Raw genomic sequence first — 25423 nt, 5'->3', positions numbered from 1 at the left:
CGAATCCGACCCCCACCTCCTGGAGCCGTCGATGACCGTCCACTTCATCGGGGCCGGGCCCGGGGCCGCCGATCTCATCACCGTGCGGGGGCGGGATCTGCTCGCCCGCTGCCCGACTTGTCTCTACCCCGGCAGCATGACTCCCACGGACCTGCTCGCCCACTGCCCCGCCGATGCCGAACTCGTCGACACCGCCGGGCTCAGCCTCGAGCAGATCGTCGCCAAGCTCGTCGAGGCGCACCGAGCCGGGCGGGACGTCGCGCGGCTCACCTCCGGGGATCCTTCGCTCTACAGCGCCGTCGCCGAGCAGATGCGGCGGCTCGATGCCGCCGGCGTTCCCTACGACGTCGTTCCCGGCGTGCCCGCCTTCGCCGCGTCGGCCGCCGTGCTGCGCCGGGAGCTCACCGTGCCCGAAGTCGGGCAGAGTCTCGTGATCACCCGCGTGCAGGCGCGCTCCACCAGGATGCCGCCGGCCGAGACACTCCGAGCCTTCGCCGCCACGCGGGCCACCCTCGCGCTGCACCTCGCGATCAACCACGTCGAGCGGGTCACCGGCGAGCTGACCCCGCACTACGGTGCCGACTGTCCCGTCGCCGTGGTCGCGCTCGCCAGCCAGCCCGGGGAGACCGTCGTGCGTGGCGTGCTCGGCGAGCTGCCGGAACTCGTCCGGGACGCCGGGATGACGCGGGCCGCCACCATCTTCGTCGGGCGGGTGCTCGCCGCCACGGACTTTCCCGACAGCTTCCTCTATTCCAGTGCCCGTGACCGGGCGGACCAACCGGAGTCGTTGTGACGGAACTGCGCTGGGGCCTGCTGGCCGCCGGGACCATCGCCGGCCACTTCGCCGCGGGCGTCGAGGAAAGCGAGCACGGCACGCTCGCCGCCGTCGCCGCCCGGGACGCCGGGCGGGCCGGGGAGTTCGCCGCCCGCTTCGAGATCCCCGCCGCCTACGGCAGCTACGAAGACCTCCTCGCCGACCCGGACGTCGACGCCGTGTACGTCTCCACACCGCACGCCCTGCACAAGCAGTGGGCCATCGCCGCGGCCGAGGCGGGCAAGCACGTCCTGTGCGAGAAGCCGCTGACCCTCACCGCCGCCGACGCCGAGGACGTGATCGCCGCCGCCCGCAAGCACGACGTGTTCCTCATGGAGGCGTTCATGTACCGCCTCCACCCGCAGACGCGGCGGCTGGTGGAGCTGGTCGCGAGCGGCGCGATCGGCGACGTCCGCGCCGTGGACACGACGTTCTCCTTCGACAGCAACCCGGAGGAGACCGCCCGGCTGAGCGATCCCGCCCTCGGCGGCGGCGGGATCCTCGACGTCGGCTGCTACTGCACGTCGCTGGCCCGGCTGGTCGCGCAGGCCGCGACCGGGCAGGACGTCGTCGAGCCGAGCGAGGTCAGCGGGATGGCGCGCCTCTCGGCGACCGGCGTCGACGAGTACGCGACCGGCCTCCTGCGCCTGCCCGGCGACATCCTGGCGACGATCTCCTGTGGCATCCGGCTGGCCAGGGAAGACGGCATCCGCGTGTTCGGCACGCGCGGTCAGCTCTTCGTCCCGCAGCCGGCGTGGATCCACGCGCTGCGCAAGCCCGGCGTCTCGCAGATCATCCTGACGCCGGCCGACGGCGAGCCGGAGGTCATCGAGGTCGAAGCGACGCAAGGCGTCTTCGCTCGCGAAGCGGACTACGTCGCCGCGCACGTCGAAGCGCGCCAGGCACCCGAGCTGTCGTGGGCCGAGACGCTGGCCAACATGCGCACGCTCGACCGGTGGCGCGAGGCCGTCGGCTATGGACGCCCTTCGTGATCCTCATCCTCGGCGGCACAGGCGAAGCGCGGAAGCTCGCCGAAGAACTCGTCACGCGCGAAGTGCGCGTTGTGTCTTCGCTCGCGGGACGCGTCGCGCGGCCCAGACTTCCGATCGGCGAAGTGCGCCTAGGTGGCTTCGGCGGCGTTGACGGCCTCGCCGCCTGGCTGCGCGAGAACGACGTGAAGGCCGTTGTCGACGCGACGCACCCCTTCGCCGAGCGCATCGGCGCGAACGCGGCCGAGGCGGCCGGACGCACGGGCACTCCCCTGCTGCGGCTCGCCCGGCCGGGCTGGCAGCCGGGGCCCGGCGACGTCTGGCACTGGGCCGACGACCTCGCCGACGCCGCCCGGCAGCTGCCCGGCCTCGGCGAGCGCGTCTTCCTCACCACCGGCCGCCAGGGCTTGCCCGCCTTCGCGCACCTGCACGACCTGTGGTTCCTGATCCGCTGCGTCGACCCGCCAGGACCGCCGCTGCCCCGCCACCACGAGCTGATCCTCGCCCGCGGCCCGTACGAGACCGACGCCGAGCGCGCGCTGCTCAGCCGCGTCGACGTCCTCGTCACCAAGGACTCCGGCGGCACACTGACCAGCGCGAAGCTGACGGCGGCGCGGGAGCTGGGCAAGCCGGTCCTGGTGGTCCGCCGTCCGCCGAGACCGGCGGCGGAGACCGCCGGAACCGTGGCCGAAGCCGTCGAATGGGTCCTGAACCGATGAGCGAAGAGTTCTACGAAGTCCTGCGCCGGCGCCGGGACGTCCGCGGCGAGTTCACCGGCGAGCCGGTCCCCGAAGCGACGCTGCTCAGGATCCTCGAGGCCGCGCACGCCGCGCCGAGCGTCGGGCTCACCCAGCCGTGGGACTTCATCCTGGTCGACGACCACGCGACGCGCGAGAAGTTCGCGAAGCACGTCCACGAGGAGCGAGAGGTCTTCGCGGCACAGCTCAGCGAAGACCGTGCGAGCGCCTTCGCGAACATCAAGATCGAAGGCATCCTCGACGCCACCCTGGGCATCGTCGTCACCTACGACCCGGCACGCGGCGCGCCGGACGTGCTCGGCAGGCACGCCATCGCGGACGCCGGGCTGTACTCGGTCTGCCTGGCGATCCAGAACCTGTGGCTCGCCGCGACCGCCGAGGGCCTTGGCGTCGGCTGGGTCAGCTTCTACCGCGAGCCGTTCCTGCGCGAGCTGCTCGGCATCCCCGGCGGCGTCCGGCCGGTCGCCTGGCTGTGCGTCGGCCCGGTCAGCAGGCTCGAAGCCGTGCCCGACCTGGAACGCCACGGCTGGCGCCACCGCCGTCCCCTGACGGCGGCTTTACACCACGGCCGGTTCACCCCGCGTGACCCGGGGGCTGCGTCAGCCGCCGGCCTCTGACCCGTTAGCGTTGCGCCGATGCGTCTGATTGCCGTAGCGCTGGGGTTGCTCTCGGCCTTGTGCGCGCTGGCTTTCCCCTTCCTGCCGGTGGTGCAGGACACGGCGGAGGTCGTCTGGCCGACCGGCAGCGACACCCGCTCCGTCAACGCGCCCTTGACCGGGTACTGGGCGCAGGACCTGCGCGCCGAAGTGCCCTGCGCGGCCATCCGCTCGGTCGACGCCCGCACCGGCGGGCCGGCCCTGCTCTTCGCCACCGTGCCCGACGGGCGCACCGACCCCAAGGCCGGCAACGGCGTGGGCCTGCAGCTGCGCGTCGACAACGGCGTGCTGCTCGCCTCCAGCCAGGGCCAGCAGATCGCGCAGCAGCCGCTGCCCGCCGAGAAGTGCGACGTCGAGCTGGACGTCGACGCGACGCAGATGACCCTCGCCGTGGCCGGCACGCCGGTCTTCCACGCCAACGGTGACGTGCGGCCGCGCGTGGTCGGCATCTACTCCTCGATCAATTCGAGCAAGGACCCGATCGCCGGCCTGCACGTCTCGGTCGTGCCGGACACGCGCTACCAGACGTCGCCGACCGCGCTGAAGATCGTCGTCGGCGTCCTCGCCGTGCTGTCGCTGATCGGCTGCCTGATCGCCACCTGGCGCCGCGACTCCGGCTTCGCGCGCCGCGCGCCGCGCTGGGCGCCGGTCGGCTGGTGGCGGCTGACACTGCGGGACGCCACGGTGATCGCCGCGCTCGGCGCGTGGGTCTTCATCGGGCCGGTGACCTCGGACGACGGCTACATCCTCACGATGGCACGGGTCACCGAGGCGACCGGTTACCTGACGAACTACCACCGCTGGTTCGGTGTCGCCGAGGCGCCGTTCGGCTGGTTCTACCACGTCTTCGAGCTGATGACGCACGTCAGCACGGTGCCGCCGTGGATCCGGCTGCCGTCGTTCCTGCTCGGCGTGCTCAGCTGGCTGCTGATCAGCCGCGAGGTGATGCCGCGGCTGGGCACCCAGATCCGCACCAGCCGCCCGGCCAGCTGGGCCGCCGCGACGGTGTTCCTGATCTGGTGGATGCCCTACAACAACGGCGTCCGCCCGGAACCGGTGGCCGCGCTCGGCTCGCTGCTGGCGATCTGCGCGGTGGAACGCGCCCTGGTGACGCGGCGGCTGCTCCCGCTGTGCCTCGGCCTGACCGCGGCCGGGTTCACCCTGGCCGCGACGCCGACCGGCCTGATCGCGGTGGCCCCCTTCCTGGTCGCCGCGCGCCCGCTGTTCAAGCTGGTGCGCCAGCGCGCGAACGAGAGCGGCTGGCTGCCGGTACTCGCGCCGGTCGCCGCCGCGGGACTGCTGGTGCTGGTCGTCGTGTTCGCCGACCAGACGTTCGCGACGGTCCAGGAAGCGACCCGCATCCGCACCCAGGTCGGCCCGAACCTGTCGTGGTTCCAGGAGCTCGCGCGCTACCAGCTGCTGTTCGCCGACCTGCCGGACGGCTCCGCGCCGCGCCGGTTCCCGGTGCTGCTGGTCGTGTTGTGCACCGCGACCTGCCTGGTCGTGCTGCTGCGCCGCAGCCGCATACCCGGCGCGTCGCTCGGCCCGGCCCGGCGCCTGATCGGCACGACGGCGCTGTTCTTCCTGCTGCTGGCCCTGACGCCGACGAAGTGGACGCACCACTTCGGCGCGTTCGCCGCGGTCGGCGCGTCGATGGCGGCGCTGACCGCGCTCGCGACCAGCTCGACCGTGCTGCGGTCCAAACGCAACCGCGCGGCCTTCCTCGCCGGGCTGCTGGTCGTCGCCGCACTGGCCGCGACCGGGCCGAACACCTACTGGTTCGTCTCGCGGCTCGGGGTCCAGTGGACGAACGTGGCGCCGTCGGTCGGCGGCATCCCCCTGTCGACGATCCTGCTGGTCGCGGCCGGGATCGCGGGGGTGTACGCGTTCGTGGAGAACGTCCGCGCGCACCGGCCGGGGCTGCCGGCGCAGGTGCAGGAGGGCCGGCTGCGCGCGCTGCGGCTCGGGTCGCTGTCGCTGGTGGTGGTCTGCGGCCTGGTGGCGGCGGGCGAGTTCGTCACGATGGCCTGGGCGATCCACAACCAGTCCGGCAGCTACAGCCTGGGCGCGGCGAACATCGGGCACCTGTTCGGCAAGAGCTGCAACCTCTCCGACCACGTGATGGTCGAGCGCGACGCGGCCACGAGCATCCTGCACCCGCAGGCCGAGCAGCGGACCGTCGCGGAGAAGCCGCCGGAGAACTCGCCGCTGCCGAACCCGGACCAGGACAACGGCCGCGTCCAGACCGGCTTCCACACCCGCCCGGTCGACGACAAGGACCCGCTGGCCGAGCCGCCGCACGGGTTCACCCCGGAGACCGTGCCGATGTGGTCGAGCTACCTCGACCCGGAGACGCGCGCGGGCCGCCTGCGCAGCGACTGGTACGCGCTGACGGAGAAGCCGGCGGACGGCCAGATCGTCGTCGCGACCGCGGGCGCGCCCCGCCGGCCGACGTCGGTGAGCCTCGACTACGGCGTCGACACCCCCGAGGGCGTGAAGATCCTGCGCAGCCAGTTCATGCTCCCGCCCGGCGCGGGCACCGGCGGCTGGAACGACACGCGCATCAACCTGCGGGACCTCCCGCCGGAGACGAACGCGGTCCGCGTCAACATCGTCGACAACGACCTGACGGAGGACGGCTGGATCGCGGCGTCGGCCCCGCGCGTGCCGACGTTCACGACGCTGACGGACCGGATCGGCTCGAAGCCGGTGTACGTCGACTGGCCGGCGTCGTTCGTGTACCCGTGCGTCCAGCCGGTGACGTCCCACGACGGGATCTCGCAGGTCCCGGACTACCGGATCACGGCGGGCGGCCTCGCGGACGAGGCGAACTGGGCGTCGTCCACGAACGGCGGCCCGATCGGGTGGCTCGAGGAGCTGGCCGAGGAGCCCGAGGTGCCGAGCTACCTGATCGGGCAGCCGAGCCAGTCGTGGGGCCAGCTGCTGCAGATCGAGCCGTTCACCGAAGGCATCGCCCCGACGGTGATCCACGGGGAGAAGACCGTGCCGGGCTGGTGGTCCCCCGGCCCGGGCCCGAGCCAGCCCAACGGCAAGGACCCGACGCGGTAACGGCCGTCAGGTCTTCGTCCACGGCCCGGCGCCGGTGCAGGCGGAACCCGGCCCGGCCGAGGTTGGCCGCGCTGGCCGAGCCGGGCGGGCCGTCGCGACGGCCAGGACGCAGCCCGCGGCGCCGGCCACCTCGAGCCGGCGCCGCAGCAAGGTCCGCTGCGCGCCCCGGCCCCGGTGGGCGCGCAGGGTCGCGGCGCCGCCGAGCACGGCGACGTCACCGTGGATCGTCATGCCCGCGGCCGCGATCGGCGTCCCCCGCTCCGCCACGAGGAACCGCCGCATCGCCGGATGCCGGTGCTCCGCGGCCATGAACGCGGCGACGACGCCGTCGACCTCGAAGCCCGCGAGCAGGGTCCGCACGAAAGTGCCGCCGTCGACCGGACGCGCCCGGCGCCGACGCGGGCCTCGGCGGCCGGACGGCCAAGAGGCGGTCCCCGGCCCGCACGAACCCGGCCGCCGGCACCTCGCCGAGCCCGGCCGACACCACGGTCGGCTTGACGCCGTGCCAGCCGGGTCCGGTCGCGAAGCCGAGCGCGGCGGGAACCATCTCCCGCGTCACGCCGGACACCGTCGACAGGAAACCCAGCGCGGGATCGGTGGCCGGCACGGCCTGCAGTCCCCCGTGGGCCCACGTCCGGAAGCGGCCCGGCACCCCCGCGTCCGATGCCGCTTCGCAGGCGAGTTCCATCCGGCGGGTACAGCGCCTGTTCCGCCCGGCTCACCTCCGCCGCCGGCGCCCGGTCAGGTCGCCGCACTTCGTCGCCCCGTTCGAGTCTCGGTATCGGTTCGCCCGGTACCGCCGATCGGGCGGTCGCCGGCACCCGGATGCCAGCGGCCGGCCTACGCTGAGTGGAGTCCGCATCGGATCGATTACGGCACTGGCCGGTTCCCGGTTCCGGAACTAGCTTTCTCCTCGCCCCTTCACCGTCGCAGGGGCCCTTTCGCGAGGAGGACCAGCGATGCGCACATCCGCGTTCCGGCTGATCACACTGGCCGTCACCGCCGTGACGGGCGCCGGTCTCCTGATCGGGACCCCGGCTGCCTCGGCGAACGACCGGACCGCGTTGCCGGGCAGCGTCCCGGCCTGGGCGACCTCGTCGGCGCGGACCGGGACGGCGGATGCGGCGGAGAACGTCGCGTTCCGCGTTTACCTCGGCTGGACCGGGGACGCCGCCGCGGTCGCGAACCAGGTCTCGACACCGGGCTCGGCCGGATACGGCCGGTTCCTGACCGCCGCGCAGTTCCGGCAGCGGTTCGCGCCGTCGCAGAACGACGTGAGCGCGGTGCAGCAATGGCTGCGCAAGTCCGGCTTCGACGTCGGCTACACGCCCGGCAACCACCGGTACGTGCAGGCCGAAGGCACCGTCGCGCAGGCCGCGGCCGCGTTCGGGACGAGCTTCGGCGAGTTCACCGTCGGCGGCAAGACGCTGCGCGCGCCCGAGAAGGAGCTGTCGCTGCCCGCCGGGCTGCCAGCGGGCATCAGCGCGGTGGTCGGGCTCGACGAGTCGTTCGCGTTGCTCCAGCCCTCGGCCGGGCCCGCCGCGTCGCCGTCGCCCGCGTTCGTCAACGCCCCGCCGTGCTCGGCCTACTACGGCGAGAAGACGACCGCGACCACGACGACGCCCGACGGCGTGCGGGTGCCGGACGCCTACGGCCACCCGAACCCCTGGGTGCCCTGTGGCTACACGCCCGCGCAGCTGCGCAGCGCCTACGGCGTCCAGCAGGCCATCGCCGGCGGCAACGACGGCAGCGGCCAGACGGTGGCGATCATCGACGCGTACGCGTCCCCGACCATCCTCTCCGACGTCAACACCTATTCGCGCCTGCACGGGCTGCCCCAGCTGTCCGGCAACCAGTTCACCCAGGTGACCCCGCCGGGCGTGGCCAACCGGCCGCAGAACCCGAAGCAGGATCCGCAGGGCTGGTACGGCGAGGAGACCCTCGACGTCGAGGCGGTGCACAGCATCGCGCCGGGCGCGAACATCGTCTACGTCGGTTCGCCGAACAACTACCAGGACCTCGACGCGGCGATGAACCACGTCGTCGACCAGCACCTCGCCTCGATCGTGACGAACTCCTACGGGTTCTCGACCGAGCTGCTGCCGCCCGGCTACGTCAAGCCGTTCAACGACACGCTCGTCGAGGCGGCCGCGACCGGCATCGGCGTCTACTTCTCCAGCGGCGACAACGCCGACGAGACCGGCGGCATCGCGGCGAACTTCCCCGGCGCGACGCCCGACTGGCCGGCCGTGAGCCCGTGGGTGACCGCGGTCGGCGGTACGTCCCTCGGCGTCGGCGAGAACGGCGAGTACCTCTTCGAGACCGGCTGGGAGACCGGGCGGTCGACGCTGACGAACGGCACCTGGGTGCCGACGCCGCCCGGTGAGTTCTTCGGCGGCGCCGGCGGCGGCACGAGCCGGCTGTTCACCCAGCCCGCCTACCAGGCCGGCGTCGTCCCGGACACGATCGCGACGGCGAACGGCGCCCGCCCGCAGCGGATGCGCGCCGTGCCGGACGTCGCCGCGCTGGCCGACCCGAACACCGGTTTCCTGGTCGGGCAGACGCAGGCGTTCCCGGACGGGACGGCGAAGTACAGCGAGTACCGCATCGGCGGCACGAGCCTGGCCTCGCCGCTGTTCGCCGCGTTCGTCGCGCTGGCGCAGCAGCGGGCGGGCCGCACCTTCGGCTTCGCGAACCCGCTGCTGTACGCGAAGGCGGGCAGCCCGGCGTTCCACGACGTCAGGCAGCCGCCCGCGCCGATGGCCGTCGCCCGCGTCAACTACGCCAACTCGGTGGACGCGTCGGCCGGGTACTCCCCGGCGAGCCTGCGGTCGCTGGACGCCGACGCCGTACTGACGATCCACGTCCGCGACGGCTACGACGACGTCACGGGCATCGGCTCGCCGAACGGCACGGCGTTCCTGACGGCGCTCGGTCAGTAGCCGCGCGGAGTCCAGACGACGCCGTTCTCCGCGCGGGTGCGTGACGAGCCCACGATCAGCAGGCAGCGCATGTCCACAGTGGACGGATCGAGGTCGCCGAGCGTGGTGGTCCGGACGTCCTCCTCCGGGCCGCCGACGTCGCGGGCCACCACGACCGGGGTGGCCGGCGCGCGGTGGCGGAGGAGGATGTCCCGGGCGTCGGCGAGCTGCGTCGTCCGGGACCGTGATGCCGGGTTGTACAGCGCCAGCACCAGGTCGGCCGCGCCCGCGGCGTCCAGGCGCTTGGCGATGATCTCCCACGGCTTCAACCGATCCGACAGCGACAGCACGCAGTAGTCGTGTCCCAGCGGCGCGCCCACGCGCGAAGCCGCCGCCTGGGCGGCCGTCACGCCCGGGACGATCCGGACCCGCACGCCGGCACCGTGCCCCGCGGACACCTGCTCCAGCACCGCCGAGGCCATCGCGAAGACGCCGGGATCGCCCGAGGAGACGACGGCCACGCGAGCGCCGTCCGCCGCCAGGGACAACGCCTCGCGGGCGCGGTCGGCTTCGACGCGGTTGCCCGAGGCGTGCCGCCGCTGGCCGGCTTTCTGCGGCACCCGCGCGACGTACGGCCCGTAGCCGACGATGTGCTCGGCCGCGTCCAGCTCCGCCGCGGCTTCCGGAGTCAGCCACTCCGGACCGGCCGGACCCAGGCCGACGACCACGACCTCGCCGCCGGACGCAGGGACGGGATTCGAAGCGGGAGCGGGAGAAACCCGCGACGCGTACGCCGGCGAAGGCAGCAACGCCAGCGAGAAATACGGCACGGTCGACGGGTCCACCGAAGCCAGGGGCTCGATCCGCTGCCGGCCCCAGGTCGCGCGCTCGACGTAGACGGCGTCGTCGAGCTTCCCGGCCTCCGCGAACGCCTCCCGGACCGACCCGAAGGTCCGGCCCAGCTTCAGCACCGCCGCCGCGTCGGTGTCCGCGAGCCGCCGCGCCAGTTCCGGCGCCGGCAACGTGCCCGGAAGCACGGTCAGCACTTCGTCGCGCTGCACCAGCGGACGGCCGAGGACCGAAGACGCCGCGCTCACCGACGTCACGCCGGGCACGACGACCGCCTCGAAGCGGCCGGAAAGCCGTTCGTGCATGTACATGTACGAGCCGTAGAAGAACGGATCTCCTTCGCAGAGCAGGACGACGTCGCGGCCCGCGTCGAGGTGCTCGGCGAGCCGCTTCGCGCTCAGCTCGTAGAAGTCGGCGATCGCGCCCTCGTAGCCACCGGGGTGGTCGGTCGTCTCCGTCGTGACCGGGTAGACGAGCTTCTCCTCGAGCTGCCCCTCGCGCAGGTACGGCTCGGCCACCGACCGCGCGATGCTGCGCCCGTGCGGCGCGCAGTGGTAGGCGATCACCTGCGCCTCGGAGATCAGCCGGGCCGCCTTGACCGTCATCAGTTCCGGGTCGCCGGGGCCGAGCCCGACGCCGTAGAGCGTGCCGGTCATTCTTCCGCGCTCGCCAGTGCGTTGACGGCCGCCACGGCCATCGCGCTGCCGCCACGGCGCCCGTGCACCACCAGGTAGGGCGCCGGGGCCCGCTCGGCCAGCTCCGCTTTGGACTCCGCGGCGCCGACGAACCCGACCGGGACGCCGATGATCGCCGCGGGCGCGCCGACGCCCTCCTCCAGGATCTCCAGCAGGCGGAACAACGCGGTCGGCGCGTTGCCGATCGCCACGACCGACCCCGGCAGCTTGTCGCGCCACAGTTCCAGCGCGGCGGCCGAGCGGGTGGTGCCCATCCGCTCGGCGAGGCCGGGCACGGACGGGTCCGACAGCGTGCAGAGCACCTCGTTGCCCGCGGGCAGGCGCCGCCTTGTGATGCCGCTGGCGATCATCTGCGCGTCGCAGAGGATCGGCGCGCCGACTTCGAGGGCGGCGCGGCCGGACTCGACGACGTCGAGCGTGTACCGCAGGTCGTCGACGAGATCGACCATGCCGCAGGCGTGGATCATCCGGACCGCGCACCCCGCCACGTCGTCGGGCAGGATCGCCAGGTCCGCCTCCTCGCGGATCGTGGCGAACGAATGCCGGTAGATCTCGGCACCGTCCCGCAGGTAGTCGATCACAGGTTTCCTTCCATCTCGTCGAGCGGCACCCACCGGCCGTCGATGCGGTAGCCCCCCGCTTCGGCGACGACGTCCACATGGGACTGCGACGGCTTCCCGCACCGCCGTTCGCAGCCCGAGAAGTGCGCGCGCAGGCCGGGCCGGAACACCGCGTCGGCCCGCACGTCGGCCCGCGACTTCGCGCAGCCCGGACGGCCGATGCAGGCGGTGGTCCCCAACGCGGCGCCGCCGAAGCCCAGCCGGTCGAAGACGTCGGCGGGCACGTCGGGCAGGACGACGGACTTCCACGGCGTGACCAGCACCGTCCCGAACTCCGCCAGCGCGCGGGCCTGCCCGGCGCTCAGCTGGCCGAAGCGCGGGACCACGCCCGCCGCCAGGCCACCGTCGTCCCGCCGGATCAGCCCGGCCGGGACTTCCGCGTCGACGCGCGGCACCGGCGTCCCGCGCCAGGCGGGGTCGTCCAGCTCGGCGACGCGCCAGGCGGACCCGCGCACGCGGGTGAACTCCAGTGCGACCTCGGCCAGCGCCGAGACGGCGCCGCCCAGGGACACGCGCCGTCCGGTGTCGCCGCCCGCGAGCAGCAGCACGCCTTCGCCGGGGCTCACCGCGCGCCAGCAGACGTCGGCGCCTTCGCTTGCGACGTCGCCGCGTCCGTCGTCGAAGGCGAAGAGGAAGCGCCCGGGCAGCGACGCCAGGTCGGGAGTCGCGCACAGGACGGCGTCGAGGTCGCGAGCGAGGCCCCGGACGTCGGCGAGACCGCCGCTCAGCCCGCTCAACGGCGACGCGAGGATGTTGCGGACCCGCTCGTGCGACGGCGAAGGCAGCAGGCCGGCGTCGGTCAGCCGGGCGGCGAGGCCGGGCCGGGTGACGCCGCGCAGCTGGACGTTGCCGCGCGAGGTGAGGTGGAGGTCGCCGTCGCCGCACGCTTCCGCGCAGCCGGCGAGCGCGCGCAGCTGCGCCGCGGAAACCGTGCCGCCGGGCAGCCGCACCCGCGCCAACGGCCCGTCGGCGGCGTCGTGGGGTGCGAAAACACCAGGGCACGCGTCGGCTCGCACGCGTGCTGGGGTCGGCATGAGGTCACTGTAGCTGGCCGGTTTCCGGCTCCGGCGGGTCCGGACGCGGCCGGATCCGGGCCACTCCACGGTCCAGGTCCACGTCACGCAGCGGTGGTGCGCCCTCGGCGTCCCGCTCGACGAGCATCGACATCGTTTCCCGGTGTTCCAGCTCACGCCGCTTGGTGCCGTAGAGGAACGCGGTGGTCTCTTCGAGGTAGGTCGCGGACAGCCGGGCCTTGAGCCGCGAGCCGTCCTTGCGCGGGCGCAGCTCGATCGCGGCCATGACCAGCAGGATCACCACGCCGCCCGGGATCGCCAGGCCCAGCCAGATCGCCATGCCCGCGAACGGGAGGACCGCCGGTCAGGTTCCGGTGGCAGTACAACTCACACAAGGTGTAGTAGATGTGCTACATTCGATCGCACCAGTTCGATGGGGGTGGGCAAAATGAGAGATCCGGCTGTGCCCGTGGTCCGCGTGCGCGGGCTGCGGATGCGCTACGGCGCGAACGACGTGCTCCACGGCGTCGGGTTCGAGGCCCACCGGGGCGAGGTCGTGTGCCTGCTCGGGCCGAACGGCGCGGGCAAGACGACGACGATCGAGATCCTCGAAGGCTTCCGGATGCGGTCGGCGGGCGAGGTGAGCGTGCTGGGCGCCGACCCGGCACACGGCGGCGAGGACTGGCGCGCGCGGCTGGGGGTCGTACTGCAGTCCTGGCGCGACCACGGCAAGTGGCGCGTCCGCGAGCTGCTCGCCCACCTGGGGCGGTACTACGCGCCGTACTCGACTCCGGAAATCCCGCGGCCGTGGGACGCCGACGAGCTCATCGCGGCCGTCGGGCTCACCGAGCACGCGCACAAGAAGCTCAAGAACCTCTCCGGCGGGCAACGGCGGCGGCTCGACGTCGCGATCGGCATCGTCGGGCGCCCCGAGCTGCTCTTCCTCGACGAGCCGACCGCGGGGTTCGACCCGGAGGCCCGGCGCGAGTTCCACGACCTCGTGCACCGGCTGTCCGACGAGCTGGACACGACGATCCTGCTCACCACGCACGACCTCGACGAGGCCGAGAAGCTGGCCGACCGGATCCTCATCCTCAACGGCGGCCGGATCGTCGCCGACGGCTCGGCCGACGCGCTGAGCCGGCAGGTCTCCGGCGAGGCCGAGGTCCGCTGGTCGGTCGGCGGCCGGCGATTCGTGCACTTGACGACCGAAGCGACGAAGTTCGTCTACGACCTGTTCAAGCAGCACGGCGACGCCGTGTCGGACCTCGAGGTCCGGCGCGCGTCGCTCGAAGACACCTACATGACGCTGGTCCACCGCGCCGAGACGGGCGGCGAGACGCAGCTCGGGCTGCAGGAAGCGGGTGTGCGATGAACGCCAGGACCGCCGCGGTCCGTTCCGGGCTGGCCCGCGGGCTCATCGAGTTCAAGCAGACGTGGACCAACCGCGACGACGTGGTCGGCCAGTTCGTCTTCGCCGCGCTCTTCCTGGGCGCGCTGTTCTTCATGCGCGACGCGACCTTGCCCGGCACCGCGTTCTCGCTCGGGGCGGCCACCGTGCCGGGCGTGCTGGGCGCCGGAATCGTGTTCAACGGGCTGAACACGGCGGCGGGCTACCTGGCCGTCGACCGCGAGGACGGCACGCTCCTGCGCGCGAAGGCGACCCCGAACGGCATGCTCGGCTACCTCGTCGGGAAGACGGCGTCGCTGTCGATGGCGCAGGTCACCGGGCTGCTGATCGTGCTCGTCCCGTGCCTGTTCGTGTACCCGGCGCTCGCGCCCGGCGGCGTCTGGTCGTACCTGCACCTGCTGTGGGTGCTGGCCATCGGGCTGACCGCGACCCTGCCGCTCGGGGCCGCGCTCGGCTCGCTCACCAGCAGCGCGCGCTCCATCGGGCTGATCACCCTGCCGGTGCTGGGACTGGGCGCGATCTCCGGGATCTTCTACCCGGTCACGGCGCTGCCGGGGTGGGTCCAGGACATCGCGCAGGTGTTCCCGATGTACTGGCTGGGCCTCGGCATGCGCTCGGCGCTGCTGCCGGACAGCGCGGTCGTGGTGGAAATCGGCCAGTCGTGGCGGCCCTGGGCGACCCTCGGCGTGCTCGTCGCGTGGTCCGTGATCGGATTGACGCTGGCGCCGGTGCTGCTGCGCCGCATGGCGCGGCGGGAGGCGGGTTCGTCGGTGGCCGAGCGGCGGGAGAAGGCCATGCAGCGTGTGGGGTAGTGATGAGTGAGGCCGTCTACAACCGGATCGCGATGCTGCGCGCGGAGCGGTCCATCTCGCGGCGCCAGCTCGCGGAGGCACTCGGCGTGCACTACCAGACGATCGGCTACCTGGAGCGCGGCGAGTACAGCCCGAGCCTGTACCTGGCGCTGCGCATCGCGGAGTTCTTCGAGGTCCCGGTCGAGGTGCTGTTCTCGACGAAGCCGTTCCCCCGGCTGGGCGAGCAGTCCGCCTAGGTGTACTGCCCGGGGAGGTTGCGATGGTGGCGACAAGTGATCGGATGATTTCGGTGTGAGGGAGGGCCTCCGGGTTTGGTGTGGATTGCGACGTCTACGCCGAGCAACGGAGGCCCTCGTGACCCACGCTAACGCACCCTCGACCTCTGCTGGACGGGCCCGGCTTGCCCGGTGTGTCGTCGAGGACTGCTGGCCGCTGAGGCGGGCTGCGGAACGGTTCCAGGTGTCGGTCTCCACCGCCGTCCGGTGGGCCGGCCGCTACCCTGAACACGGCGAAGCCGGTCTGGTCGACCGTTCCAGTCGTCCGCACACCAGCCCGGCCCGACTCCCTGTCCGAGTCGAGCGGCGGATCGTCAAGGCCCGGGCTATCCGTCGGTGGGGACCGGCGCGGATCGCCTACTGCTCGGGCTCAACCCCTCGACCGTGCATCGCGTCCTGGTCCGTTACCGCTGTGTTCGGCTAGCCCACCTCGACCGCGCCACTGGCCGGCCGGTCCGCCGCTACGAACATCCCGCACCCGGCGACCTGGTCCACGTCGACATCAAGAAGCTGGGCAACATCCCCGACAGCGGCGGGCCAAAGCCCTCGGCCGCGCCGCCGGCCGCCGCAACTGCGGCAACCGCGGGCATGGCTACGCCTACCTGCACAACGCCGTCGACGACCACAGCAGGCTGGCCTACACCGAAATCCATGCCGACGAGACCAGGGAAACCGCGGTTGCGTTCTGGAGCCGGGCGCAAGTCTTCCTCGCCAGCTACGGCATCGCCATCCGCCGGGTGCTGCCGACAACGGCTCCTGCTACCGCTCACGCCTCTGGCACGACACGTTGCACGACGAGCAGATCACCCACAAACGGACCCAGCCCTACCGCACCGACACCGACACCGACACCGACACCGACAAGCACTACCCGGCTGGCTGCACACCTACCACCACCACCGCCGACACACCACACACGCAGGCCAACCACCAGTCAGCCGCGCCCCCAACCTCACAGGTCAGTCCGCCTAGGGCTTCCGGAGGTCGGCCTCGACGAGGGCGCGCACGACGTCGTCGCGGCGGGTCTCGCGGGCGGTCCGGTTCAGCTCGACGTGCAGGAACGGTGTGTCCCCGGCGGCCCGGCTCTGGACGTTCGTCGTCCCGGCCAGGCCCCGGCAGGGCTCGGCCCAGGCGCGGCAGACGCGGAAACCGGCCGCCTCGAAGCGGTCCGCCGCCCGGCGTGCGGCGTCGCCGGCCTCCGCGGCCCCGGCCGAGAGCACGACGTCCGCTGTGGCGAGGGTGGTGTCGTTGAACCCGTGCAGCTGCACCTGCGGCAGGCCGCGCCGGGCCAGCAGCGTGGTGACGACGTGGAAGACGGTCCCGGTGTCGTGCGCGGGATCCTCCCGGCGGCGGTGGGCCCCGCCGACGGCGAGGACGGCCCCGGGCACCTCCCGGTGGAGGGCGAGACCGAGCAGCTCGGTCCGCAGGTCGGAGGAGGCGTGCGGCACCTCGACGACCAGCGCGGGCGGCGCGGACCGGTCGATGGCGTAGAGCCCCCAGGCGCGCTCGGAGCCGGGTTCCTGGTGCACCAGGCGGTCCCCGTCGACGGAAAAGCCCAGCTCGCCGAGGTCGTGCGGGGCCCGGTCGAAGAACGCGGCGAACCCCGCTTCGGCGGCCGCCAGCTCGGCCGCCGTCGCCCGGCGGTAGGGCCCGCGGCTCGACTGGGCCGCGGTGAAGTCACGGAGGAAGGCTTCCAAGCCGCCAGGTTACCGAGCGCCGGGCCGACGTCACCTTGACGCACCTCGACCGGCACCGGAGAGTGGAGCCGATACCCACGCGCCGGCAGGTGGAGGAACCCGGTGGAAGCCCGGGGCGGTCCCGCCACTGTGACCGGAGACGGCCGTCTCCGGGAGCCAGGAACTCCGGCCGGCGCGCCCGTCTACCCGGGGCGCGGACCCCGAGGAGGAACCTCGTGATCCTGCTTCTGTCCACTTCGGACACCGATCTGCTCAGTGCCCGCTCCAGCGACGGCGATTACCGGCTCGGCAACCCCGCCCGGCTCGACGTCGCCGAGCTGCCCGGGCTGCTCGACGGCGTCAAGATCGTCGTCGCGCGGATCCTCGGCACCCCGCGGACCTGGGCCGACGGCCTGGACGCGCTGCGGGCGTCGGGCGCGCACGTCGTCGTCCTGGGCGGGGAGCAGACGCCGGACGCCGAGCTGATGAAGCTCTCGACCGTCCCGGCCGGGATCGCCGCCGAGGCCCACGCCTACCTCGCGCAGGGCGGCCCGGCGAACCTCACCCAGCTGCACCGGTTCCTCTCCGACACGCTCCTGCTCACCGGAGACGGCTTCGAGCCACCCGCCGAGCAGCCCGCGTGGGGCATCCTCGACCGTCCCGCGACCGGCGACGGCCCGGTGATCGGGATCCTCTACTACCGCGCGCACCACCTGTCCGGGAACACGAACTTCGTCCACGCCCTCGCCGACCGGATCGAAGCCGCGGGCGGGCGCGCGTTGCCGATCTACTGCGCTTCGCTGCGGACGCGCGAGCCGGACATGATGGCCGAACTCGGCAAGGCCGACGCGCTGCTGGTCACGGTGCTCGCCGCGGGCGGCACGCGGCCGTCCGAGGTGGGCGCCGGCGGTGACGACGAGGCGTGGGACGTCGCCGAGCTGGCCGCGCTCGACGTCCCGATCCTGCAGGCGCTGTGCCTGACCAGCGACCGCGAGACGTGGGCGGCGAACGACGACGGCCTCTCGCCGCTCGACGCGGGCAACCAGATGGCCGTCCCGGAGTTCGACGGGCGGCTGATCACCGTGCCGTTCTCGTTCAAGGAGCTGGACGCCGACGGTCTCCCCCGGTACGTGCCCGACGAAGAACGGGCGGCGCGCGTCGCGAAGATCGCGCTCGCGCACGCCCGGTTGCGGCACACGCCGCCGCCGGAACGCCGGATCGCGCTGATGCTGTCCGCGTACCCGACGAAGCACTCTCGCGTGGGCAACGCCGTCGGGCTGGACACCCCCGCGTCGGCGATCGAACTGCTGCGCCGGATGCGTGAGCAGGGCTACGACCTGGGGCCGGACGCGTTCCCCGGCGTCGAGCCGGCCGGCACCGGCCAGCCCGACGGCGACGCGCTGATCCACGCCCTGATCGCCGCGGGCGGCCAGGATCCGGAGTGGCTGACCGAGGAGCAGCTGGCCGGGAACCCGATCCGCGTCCCCGCCGCCCGCTACCGCGAATGGTTCGCCGAGCTGCCCGCCGAGCTGCGCGAAGCGATGGAAGAGCACTGGGGCCCGGCGCCCGGCGAGCTGTACGTCGACAACGGCGACATCGTGCTGGCGTCCCTGCGGAGCGGCAACGTCATCCTGATGATCCAGCCGCCGCGCGGGTTCGGCGAGAACCCCGTCGCGATCTACCACAACCCCGACCTGCCGCCGAGCCACCACTACCTGGCCGCGTACCGGTGGCTGGAGGAGGAGTTCGGCGCGCACGCGGTCGTCCACCTGGGCAAGCACGGGTCCCTCGAATGGCTGCCGGGCAAGACGGCCGGGCTGTCGGCGTCGTGCGCCCCGGACGCCGTGCTCGGGAACCTGCCGCTGGTCTACCCGTTCCTGATCAACGACCCGGGCGAGGGCGCGCAGGCCAAGCGGCGGGCGCACGCGACGATCGTCGACCACCTGATCCCGCCGATGGCGCGCGCGGAGTCCTACGGCGACCTCGCGCGGCTCGAGCAGCTGCTCGACGAGCACGCGAACATCGCGGCGATGGACCCGGCGAAGCTGCCGGCCATCCGCCAGCAGATCTGGACGCTGATCCAGGCGGCGAAGCTCGACCACGACCTCGGCGTGGCGGAACGCCCGCACGACGCCGAGTTCGACGACTTCCTGCTGCACATCGACGGCTGGCTGTGCGAGGTCAAAGACGCCCAGATCCGCGACGGGCTGCACGTCCTGGGCGCGGCGCCGGCCGGCGAGGCCCGCGTCAACCTGGTGCTGGCGATGCTGCGGGCCCAGCAGATGTGGGGCGGCAAGCAGGGCGCGGTGCCCGGGCTGCGGTCGGCGCTGGGGCTCAAGGAGAACGCGCCACTGTCCGAAGTGGACGCCGTCGAGCGGACGGCGCGCGAGCTGGTCCAGGCGATGGAACTGCGTTCGTGGGACGCCACCGCCGTCGCCTCGGTGGCCCCGGACCCGCAGGTCGCGCGGGTGCTGGAGTTCGCGGCGACGGAGATCGTCCCGCGGCTGGCCGGCACGTCCGCGGAACTGGACTCCGTGCTGCACGCGCTGGACGGCGGGTACATCCCGGCCGGGCCGAGCGGGTCGCCGCTGCGCGGGCTGGTCAACGTGCTGCCGACCGGGCGGAACTTCTACACGGTCGACCCGAAGGCGATCCCGAGCCGGCTCGCCTGGGAAACCGGGCAGGCCCTGGCGGAGTCGCTGCTGCGCCGCTACCGCGAGGACACCGGCGACTGGCCGAAGTCGGTCGGGCTGTCGGTGTGGGGGACGTCGGCGATGCGGACCTCCGGTGACGACGCCGCGGAAGTGCTGGCACTGCTGGGTGTCCAGCCGGTGTGGGACGAGGCGTCGCGGCGCGTGACGGGCATCGAAGCCATCCCGCTTTCCGAGCTGGGCCGGCCGCGGATCGACGTCACGGTGCGGATCAGCGGCTTCTTCCGTGACGCGTTCCCGCACGTGATCACGTTGCTGGACGACGCCGTGCGGCTCGTGTCCGGGTTGGACGAACCGCACGACCGGAACTTCGTCCGCGCGCACGTTGCCGCGGACCTGGCCGAGCACGGCGACGCCCGCCGGGCGACGACGCGGATCTTCGGCTCGAAGCCGGGCGCGTACGGCGCGGGGCTGCTGCCGCTGATGGACAGCGGGAACTGGCGCGACGACAAGGACCTCGCGGAGGTGTACGCGGTCTGGGGCGGCTTCGCCTACGGCCGTGACCTGGACGGGCGCCCGGCGCGCGAGGACATGGAGAACTCCTACAAGCGCATCGTGGTGGCGGCGAAGAACACGGACACGCGCGAGCACGACATCGCCGACTCGGACGACTACTTCCAGTACCACGGCGGGATGATCGCGACGGTCCGCGCGCTGACCGGCTCGGCGCCGGCGTCCTACGTGGGCGACAGCACGTCACCGGACGCGGTCCGCACGCGGACGCTGGGCGAGGAGACCGCGCGGGTGTTCCGGGCGCGCGTGGTGAACCCGCGCTGGCTGGCGGCGATGCGCCGCCACGGCTACAAGGGCGCGTTCGAGCTGGCGGCCACAGTGGACTACCTGTTCGGCTTCGACGCGACAGCCGGGGTCGTCGGCGACTGGATGTACGAGAAGCTGACCGAGTCCTACGTGCTGGACGAGGTGAACCAGGAGTTCCTGCGGCAGGCGAACCCGTGGGCGTTGCGCGGGATCGTGGAACGGCTGTCCGAGGCGGCCGACCGCGGCCTGTGGGCGGAGCCGGACCCCGAGCTGCTGGCCAAGATGCGCGAGGTGTACCTGTCGCTGGAGGGTGACCTCGAAGCGGAGTAACGCGGAAACGCCCGGGAAACGCGGGTCCCGGTTGGCTGGCGGCCATGCTCACCGCCGCTCCTCCGAAGACCCGCGCCTGGGCGCTTCCGCTCGTCTGCCTCGGCGCCGCCGTGCTCTACGCCTGGAAGATCGGCGACGGCCAGTTCGGCAACACGTACTACTCGGCCGCCGTCAAGTCCATGACCGCCGGCTTCACCAACTTCCTCTTCGGCTCCTTCGACCCGTACGGCGTCGTCACGGTCGACAAACCGCCGTTGGCGTTGTGGCCGCAGGCGATCTCCGTGCTGGTCTTCGGGTATCACGGCTGGGCGCTGCTGCTGCCCCAGGTCCTCGAAGGCGTCGCCGCCGTCTTCCTGCTCCACCGCACGGTCCGGCGCTGGGCCGGGGAGAACGTCGCGCTGCTCGCCGCGGTGATCCTGGCGCTCACGCCGGTGACCGTGGTCATCAACCGCGACAACAACCCGGACACGCTGCTGGTGCTGTTCCTCGTCGCCGCGGCGTACGCGTTGACCCGCGCGCTCGACGACGGCCGGAAATGGCTGTGGTGGTGCGCCTTCTTCGTCGGCTGCGGGTTCCTGACCAAGATGCTGCAGGCGTGGATCATCGTCCCGCCGCTGGCGCTCGCTTACTTCGCCGGGACGGCCGCGCCGGTCCGGCGACGTCTCCTCGACCTGCTCGGCGCCGGGGCCGTGCTGGCCGTCTCGTCGTTCTGGTGGATCGCGCTGTACGACTGGTGGCCCGGCGCCAAGCCCTACATGGGCGGCAGCAGGGACGGTTCCGCGTGGGACCTCGTCTTCGGCTACAACGGGTTCGGCCGCATCTCCGGTCAGGGCGAGGGCGGCGGCATGCTGATCATGCGCAACGGCGAGTCGACCATGACGTCGTTCGGCGGCGACCCGGGGCCGGGCCGGATGTTCAACGACCTCGTCGGCGGGCAGATCTCGTGGCTGCTGCCGCTCGCGCTGCTCGTGCTGCTCGTCATCGGGCGGCGGTGGCGTGACGCCGGCTGGCTGCTGTGGGGTGGCTGGCTGCTGGTGACCACCGCGGTGTTCAGCTTCGCCGGCGGCATCTGGCACCCGTACTACACGACGGCGATGGCACCTGCCGTCGCCGCGATCTCCGCCGCCGGGCTCGCGCTGCTGTGGCGGCACCACCGGCGGACGCTGCTCCCGCCGGCGATCGCGCTGAGCGCGGCGTGGGCGTTCGTCCTGACCTCCCGCGACCCGTCGTTCCACGGCTGGACCCGCTGGGCGGTGCTCGGGACCGGCGTGGCCGCGATCGCGGGCCTGGTGGTGGCCCGGAGCCGGGCGACGCTCGTCGCCGCGCTGGTGCCGCTGCTGCTCACGCCCGCCGTGTGGTCGTTCGCCGCCGCGCAGAGCACGTCCGCGGGCACCCAGCCCGCCGCCGGACCCGCCACCGGGCCGGGACCGATGCCGCCGCCGTCACCGGGCGGGCCGCGACCCCGCCTGATGCTCGCGGGCGGCGACGGCACCGCCACGCTGTCCGGTGAACAACGCCGCATCCTCGACTACGCCCGCGCGCACGGCACCGAGATCACCCTCGCCGTGAACGCCGAAGCGAACGCGGTCGCGCCGTTCGTCATCGACTCCGACGCGACGGTGATCGGCATGGGCGGCTTCGGCGGCCGCGACGACGCGCCGCCGGTCGCGCAGCTGGACCGCTGGCTCGCCGAAGGCAAGCTGCGGTTCGTGCTGAGCAGCGCGGGCACCGTTCCCGGCGGGCCGCCGCGGAGCCCGGTGCAGGGCGAACGGCAGCGCTGGATCGAGCGGCACTGCGCGGTCGTCGACCCGGGCGAGTACGGCGGCCGGTCCGGTGGGCCGGTCCGGGTGGCCGGCGGCGCGGACACGCTCTACCGGTGCCGCTAACGGCGAGGAAACACCGCCGCGGCGATCATGGCGGCATGCGGGTCCTGGTGGTGGAGGACGAGCCGATGCTCGCGGACGCGATCGCGGAGTGGCTGCGCGACGAGTCCCACGCCGTCGACGTCGCCCACGACGGCGGGGCGGCGCTCGACCGGATCGCCGTGCACGACTACGACGTCGTCGTGCTCGACCGGGACCTGCCGGTCGTGCACGGCGACGACGTCTGCCGCCGGGTGGTCGCGTCCGAGGCGGCGACGCGGGTGCTGATGCTCACCGCGGCCGTCGAGGTCACCGACCGCGTCGACGGGCTGTCGCTGGGCGCCGACGACTACCTGACGAAGCCGTTCGCTTTCCCCGAGCTGGCGGCGCGCATTCAGTCGCTGGGCCGGCGCTGCCGCCCGGCGGCGCCGCCGGTGCTGCGCCGCTCCGGCGTCACGCTCGATCCGGCGCGGCACGAGGTGTTCCGCGACGGGCGGTACCTGCCACTGTCCAAAAAGGAGTTCGCCGTGCTCGCCGAGCTGCTGCGCGCGGACGGCGCCACGGTGTCCGCCGAGCACCTGCTGGAGAAGGCGTGGGACGAGCACGCGGACCCGTTCACCGGCGCGGTCCGGCTCACCATCCTCAAGCTGCGCCGCAAGCTCGGCGACCCGCCGCTGGTGGAGACGGTCACCGGCGTCGGCTACCGGCTCCGGTGAGCCTCCGGCTGCGGCTGACCGTCCTGTACGGCGGCCTGTTCCTGCTGGCGGGCGTGGTGCTGCTGGGTGTCACGTACGTGCTGTTCGCGCGGCAGGTCGGGCGGCGCGTCACGGTGCTCTCGGGCAGCCCGCCGCCGGGCGCACCGCCGTTGCCGCCCCTGGCGGCGTTCGACGAGCAGGCCCGTCAGGTGCGGGCGGCGGCGGTGACGTCGCTGCTGACGCAGGGCGGCATCGCGCTGGCGGTGGTGGCGGTGCTGGCGGCCGGCATGGGCTGGCTGGTGGCGGGCCGCGCGCTGGCTCCGTTGCGCCAGGTGACGGACACGGCCCGCCGCATCGCGGCAACGGCCGACCCGGGCGGGCACGGGCGCATCGCGCTGCGCGGCCCGGACGACGAGGTGAAGACCCTCGCCGACGCGTTCGACGTGATGGTGGAGCGGCTCGACCGGTCGTTCGACGCGCAGCGCCGGTTCGTCGCGAACGCGTCGCACGAACTGCGCACCCCGCTGACGTTGAACCGTTCCCTGGTCGAGGTGGCCATGCACCGCCGGACGGCGTCGGAAGACGTCCGCGAGCTGGGAAGCAAGCTGCTGCGGATCAACGCGCGGCACGAGAAGCTGATCAGCGGGTTGCTGCTGCTGGCGCGTTCGGAGAGCGCACTGACCGAACGCCACCCGGTGGACCTGGCGGCGATCGTGGCGCACGTGGTGCCCCCGGGAGTGTCGGAGGACCTGACGGAGGCCCTGACGGTGGGCGACGCGTTGCTGCTGGAGAGGCTGGCGCACAACCTGCTGGAGAACGCGCTGCGGCACAACGTGCCCGGCGGCTGGGCGCGGGTGACGACCAGGCCGGAGTGCGGAAGGGTCCGGCTGGAGGTGTCGAACAGCGGCCCGGTCATTCCGGCGGAGGAGGTCCCGGCGCTGTTCGACCCGTTCCACCGCCGCGCGCGGGTGGCCGCGGAGGGCGCGGGCCTGGGGCTGTCGATCGTGCGCTCGGTGGCCCACGCGCATGGTGGCGAGGTGACGGCAACGGCCCGGCCGGAGGGTGGCCTGGTGGTGACGGTGACCCTGCCGGCGGCTTGACGGTCGGCGCGCAGCGGCCCACCCGCCCGGCGCGTGGCCTGCCGGCCGACGAAAGTACCGATCCCAACCGGACATTTCCCCGTGATTCACCCACTGCGCCCATCGTGTGTTGACTTCATCAATGGTCTAGTCCAATGATCTGTCCACCCTCGATCCCCACCGGGAGGACAGATCGTGCGCAGAAGCAGACTGGCCGCCATCGGGCTCGCCGCCGCCACTTTCGCCGCCACCGCCGTCAGCCTCGTGCTCGGCGCGCCCTCGGCGACCGCGGCGTTGAGCAACAACTGGTACGCCGCGGCTCCCTACCTCATGCCCCAGAGCAACAACCCACCCGATCCGGTGACCGTGATGAACGCGACCGGGCTCAAGGCGTTCCAGCTGGCCTTCATCCTGGCGCCGAACGGCGGCGGCTGCAGTCCCACCTGGGACGGCACCGACCCGATCACCACCGACACCACCGTCGCCAACGCGATCGCGAAGATCCGCGGCGCCGGCGGTGACGTCTCGGTGTCCGTCGGCGGCTACGGCGGCACCAAGCTCGGCCAGACCTGCGGGACCGTCGCCGCGACGGCCGCCGCGTACCAGCAGGTCGTCACCAAGTACTCGCTCAAGGCCATCGACTTCGACCTCGAAGAGCCCGAGTACGAGAACACCGCCGCCATCGCGAACGAGCTCGGCGCGGCCAAGACGTTGCAGGCCGACAACCCCGGCCTGTTCGTGTCGGTGACCATGCCGGGCACCTCGGCCGGCACCGGCTGGTTCGGCACGCAGCTGCTCGACCAGGCCAAGTCGATCGGCTTCTCGCCCAACAACTTCTCGATCATGCCGTTCGACGGCGGCTTCAACGGCGGCTCGTCGCAGGTGTCGGCGCTGGAGGCGTTCCACGGCCTGCTGATGTCGCACCTGGGCTGGGACAGCGCGACCGCGTACTCGCACGAGGGCTTCTCGGGCATGAACGGCAAGTCGGACGCCGCGGAGATGTTCTACACCTCCGACTTCCAGACGGTGTACGACTACGCGACCAGCCACGGCCTCGGCCGCTTCACGTTCTGGTCGGTCAACCGCGACCGCGCCTGCGTCGGGACGACCGACAACGGCGTCTGCAGCAACGTCCCGCAGAACGACTGGGACTTCACGAAGTTCAGCGTCCGGTTCGCCGGCGCGACGCCGCCGCAGACGACCCCGACCGCGACGACGACCCCGACCACCCCGGGCGGCGGCACCTGCACCGCGCCGGAGTGGGACCGGACGAAGGTCTACGTCAAGGACAACGTCGTGTCGCACAACGGCCACAAGTGGACGGCCAAGTGGTGGACGCAGGGCGAAGAGCCCGGCACCACCGGCGAATGGGGCGTGTGGCAGGACAACGGCGCCTGCTGACGAGCCAGCCCCGTGCCGGCTCCCGGCC

At 72.8% G+C, this 25423-nt stretch carries 20 protein-coding genes, 1 pseudogene and 1 riboswitch; of the genes and pseudogenes, 15 read left to right on the top strand and 6 right to left on the bottom strand.

The annotated features are described in order from the left end of the window. The first annotated feature begins 31 nt into the window (after positions 1 to 31). From cobM to BT341_RS16080, 5 genes are read left to right on the top strand one after another with little or no spacing between them, the layout of a single operon-like run. Entirely contained in the window at positions 32 to 793 is a 762-nt protein-coding gene (gene cobM, locus BT341_RS16100) for a precorrin-4 C(11)-methyltransferase (protein ID WP_072477079.1), read from the top strand. Then, positions 790 to 1806, top strand: coding sequence for a Gfo/Idh/MocA family protein (locus BT341_RS16095; RefSeq protein WP_072477078.1), 1017 nt, complete (start codon positions 790 to 792; stop codon positions 1804 to 1806). The genes cobM and BT341_RS16095 overlap by 4 nt, the downstream gene beginning before the upstream one ends. Beyond that, positions 1803 to 2522 carry a cobalt-precorrin-6A reductase gene (locus BT341_RS16090; protein ID WP_072477077.1) on the top strand — a complete coding sequence of 240 codons (720 nt, stop codon included), beginning with the start codon at positions 1803 to 1805 and terminating at the stop codon, positions 2520 to 2522. The genes BT341_RS16095 and BT341_RS16090 overlap by 4 nt, the downstream gene beginning before the upstream one ends. Beyond that, the gene (gene bluB / locus BT341_RS16085) at positions 2519 to 3178 is read left to right on the top strand and encodes a 5,6-dimethylbenzimidazole synthase (RefSeq protein ID WP_072477076.1); all 660 of its coding nucleotides are present in this window, start codon (positions 2519 to 2521) and stop codon (positions 3176 to 3178) included. The genes BT341_RS16090 and bluB overlap by 4 nt, the downstream gene beginning before the upstream one ends. 18 nt (positions 3179 to 3196) lie before the next feature. Further along, entirely contained in the window at positions 3197 to 6286 is a 3090-nt protein-coding gene (locus BT341_RS16080) for an arabinosyltransferase domain-containing protein (protein WP_072477075.1), read from the top strand. 6 nt (positions 6287 to 6292) lie between these two features. Here BT341_RS16080 and BT341_RS16075 read toward each other — a convergent pair whose 3' ends face one another. After that, positions 6293 to 6646 carry a GNAT family N-acetyltransferase gene (locus BT341_RS16075; RefSeq protein ID WP_072477074.1) on the bottom strand — a complete coding sequence of 118 codons (354 nt, stop codon included), beginning with the start codon at positions 6644 to 6646 and terminating at the stop codon, positions 6293 to 6295. Between the two features lie 599 nt (positions 6647 to 7245). On the opposite strand from BT341_RS16075, the gene BT341_RS16070 reads away from it, so the two are divergent. Continuing rightward, positions 7246 to 9228, top strand: a complete 1983-nt coding sequence (locus BT341_RS16070) for a S53 family peptidase (RefSeq protein ID WP_072477073.1) — start codon at positions 7246 to 7248, stop codon at positions 9226 to 9228. On the opposite strand, the gene BT341_RS16065 is transcribed toward BT341_RS16070, so the two are convergent. Genes BT341_RS16065 through BT341_RS16050 form a run of 4 tightly spaced genes read right to left on the bottom strand, consistent with a single transcriptional unit; the run spans position 9222 to position 12724 of the window. Further along, positions 9222 to 10712 (bottom strand): precorrin-2 C(20)-methyltransferase, encoded by a 1491-nt coding sequence (locus BT341_RS16065; protein ID WP_072477072.1) that lies wholly within the window; start codon positions 10710 to 10712, stop codon positions 9222 to 9224. The genes BT341_RS16070 and BT341_RS16065 overlap by 7 nt on opposite strands. Next, positions 10709 to 11332, bottom strand: coding sequence for a precorrin-8X methylmutase (locus BT341_RS16060; RefSeq protein ID WP_072477071.1), 624 nt, complete (start codon positions 11330 to 11332; stop codon positions 10709 to 10711). The genes BT341_RS16065 and BT341_RS16060 overlap by 4 nt, the downstream gene beginning before the upstream one ends. Further along, on the bottom strand, positions 11329 to 12405 hold the full coding sequence (locus BT341_RS16055; RefSeq protein ID WP_143168566.1) for a nitrite/sulfite reductase: 1077 nt from the start codon (positions 12403 to 12405) through the stop codon (positions 11329 to 11331). The genes BT341_RS16060 and BT341_RS16055 overlap by 4 nt, the downstream gene beginning before the upstream one ends. A 4-nt stretch (positions 12406 to 12409) precedes the next feature. Then, entirely contained in the window at positions 12410 to 12724 is a 315-nt protein-coding gene (locus BT341_RS16050; protein WP_072477069.1) for a DUF6191 domain-containing protein, read from the bottom strand. Between the two features lie 108 nt (positions 12725 to 12832). Between BT341_RS16050 and BT341_RS16045 the strand changes: the two genes are divergently transcribed. From BT341_RS16045 to BT341_RS16030, 4 genes and pseudogenes are all read left to right on the top strand, one after another. Beyond that, on the top strand, positions 12833 to 13759 hold the full coding sequence (locus BT341_RS16045; RefSeq protein ID WP_143168565.1) for an ABC transporter ATP-binding protein: 927 nt from the start codon (positions 12833 to 12835) through the stop codon (positions 13757 to 13759). Then, on the top strand, positions 13756 to 14607 hold the full coding sequence (locus BT341_RS16040; RefSeq protein ID WP_072477068.1) for an ABC transporter permease: 852 nt from the start codon (positions 13756 to 13758) through the stop codon (positions 14605 to 14607). The genes BT341_RS16045 and BT341_RS16040 overlap by 4 nt, the downstream gene beginning before the upstream one ends. Before the next feature lie 2 nt (positions 14608 to 14609). Further along, positions 14610 to 14843, top strand: coding sequence for a helix-turn-helix transcriptional regulator (locus BT341_RS16035; protein ID WP_072477067.1), 234 nt, complete (start codon positions 14610 to 14612; stop codon positions 14841 to 14843). A 118-nt stretch (positions 14844 to 14961) separates the two neighbouring features. Then, positions 14962 to 15854, top strand: a pseudogene (locus BT341_RS16030) (IS481 family transposase). On the opposite strand, the gene BT341_RS16025 reads toward BT341_RS16030, so the two are convergent. Then, on the bottom strand, positions 15851 to 16579 hold the full coding sequence (locus tag BT341_RS16025) for a hypothetical protein (protein ID WP_072477066.1): 729 nt from the start codon (positions 16577 to 16579) through the stop codon (positions 15851 to 15853). The pseudogene BT341_RS16030 and the gene BT341_RS16025 overlap by 4 nt on opposite strands. A 92-nt stretch (positions 16580 to 16671) precedes the next feature. Next, positions 16672 to 16745: riboswitch (cobalamin riboswitch) on the top strand. Between the two features lie 49 nt (positions 16746 to 16794). On the opposite strand from BT341_RS16025, the gene cobN reads away from it, so the two are divergent. From cobN to BT341_RS16000, 5 genes are all read left to right on the top strand, one after another. Next, complete coding sequence (gene cobN, locus BT341_RS16020; RefSeq protein WP_072477065.1) at positions 16795 to 20358, top strand: cobaltochelatase subunit CobN; 3564 nt, start codon at positions 16795 to 16797, stop codon at positions 20356 to 20358. Positions 20359 to 20402: 44 nt separating this feature from the next. Then, the gene (locus BT341_RS16015) at positions 20403 to 22244 is read left to right on the top strand and encodes an ArnT family glycosyltransferase (RefSeq protein ID WP_072477064.1); all 1842 of its coding nucleotides are present in this window, start codon (positions 20403 to 20405) and stop codon (positions 22242 to 22244) included. A 35-nt stretch (positions 22245 to 22279) separates the two neighbouring features. Then, positions 22280 to 22936 carry a response regulator transcription factor gene (locus BT341_RS16010; protein ID WP_072477063.1) on the top strand — a complete coding sequence of 219 codons (657 nt, stop codon included), beginning with the start codon at positions 22280 to 22282 and terminating at the stop codon, positions 22934 to 22936. Continuing rightward, positions 22933 to 24015, top strand: coding sequence for a sensor histidine kinase (locus BT341_RS16005; protein WP_072477062.1), 1083 nt, complete (start codon positions 22933 to 22935; stop codon positions 24013 to 24015). The genes BT341_RS16010 and BT341_RS16005 overlap by 4 nt, the downstream gene beginning before the upstream one ends. Before the next feature lie 174 nt (positions 24016 to 24189). After that, positions 24190 to 25395 carry a chitinase gene (locus tag BT341_RS16000; protein ID WP_072477061.1) on the top strand — a complete coding sequence of 402 codons (1206 nt, stop codon included), beginning with the start codon at positions 24190 to 24192 and terminating at the stop codon, positions 25393 to 25395. Positions 25396 to 25423: the final 28 nt, after the last annotated feature.

The organism is Amycolatopsis australiensis (genome assembly GCF_900119165.1).
GTDB classification, from domain to species: Bacteria; Actinomycetota; Actinomycetes; order Mycobacteriales; family Pseudonocardiaceae; genus Amycolatopsis; species Amycolatopsis australiensis.
Note: the sequence above shows the minus strand (reverse complement) of the source record. Positions and strands in the feature narration are given on the sequence as shown.

Excerpts from the sequence above, each read along its gene's own strand:
- cobM (WP_072477079.1), top strand. The coding sequence starts at position 32 with ATGACCGTCCACTTCATCGGGGCCGGGCCCGGGGCCGCCGATCTCATC.
- bluB (WP_072477076.1), top strand. The coding sequence starts at position 2,519 with ATGAGCGAAGAGTTCTACGAAGTCCTGCGCCGGCGCCGGGACGTCCGC.
- BT341_RS16080 (WP_072477075.1), top strand. The coding sequence starts at position 3,197 with ATGCGTCTGATTGCCGTAGCGCTGGGGTTGCTCTCGGCCTTGTGCGCG.
- BT341_RS16070 (WP_072477073.1), top strand. The coding sequence starts at position 7,246 with ATGCGCACATCCGCGTTCCGGCTGATCACACTGGCCGTCACCGCCGTG.
- BT341_RS16065 (WP_072477072.1), bottom strand. The coding sequence starts at position 10,712 with ATGACCGGCACGCTCTACGGCGTCGGGCTCGGCCCCGGCGACCCGGAA.
- BT341_RS16055 (WP_143168566.1), bottom strand. The coding sequence starts at position 12,405 with ATGCCGACCCCAGCACGCGTGCGAGCCGACGCGTGCCCTGGTGTTTTC.
- BT341_RS16050 (WP_072477069.1), bottom strand. The coding sequence starts at position 12,724 with ATGGCGATCTGGCTGGGCCTGGCGATCCCGGGCGGCGTGGTGATCCTG.
- BT341_RS16045 (WP_143168565.1), top strand. The coding sequence starts at position 12,833 with ATGAGAGATCCGGCTGTGCCCGTGGTCCGCGTGCGCGGGCTGCGGATG.
- BT341_RS16040 (WP_072477068.1), top strand. The coding sequence starts at position 13,756 with ATGAACGCCAGGACCGCCGCGGTCCGTTCCGGGCTGGCCCGCGGGCTC.
- BT341_RS16035 (WP_072477067.1), top strand. The coding sequence starts at position 14,610 with ATGAGTGAGGCCGTCTACAACCGGATCGCGATGCTGCGCGCGGAGCGG.
- BT341_RS16015 (WP_072477064.1), top strand. The coding sequence starts at position 20,403 with ATGCTCACCGCCGCTCCTCCGAAGACCCGCGCCTGGGCGCTTCCGCTC.
- BT341_RS16010 (WP_072477063.1), top strand. The coding sequence starts at position 22,280 with ATGCGGGTCCTGGTGGTGGAGGACGAGCCGATGCTCGCGGACGCGATC.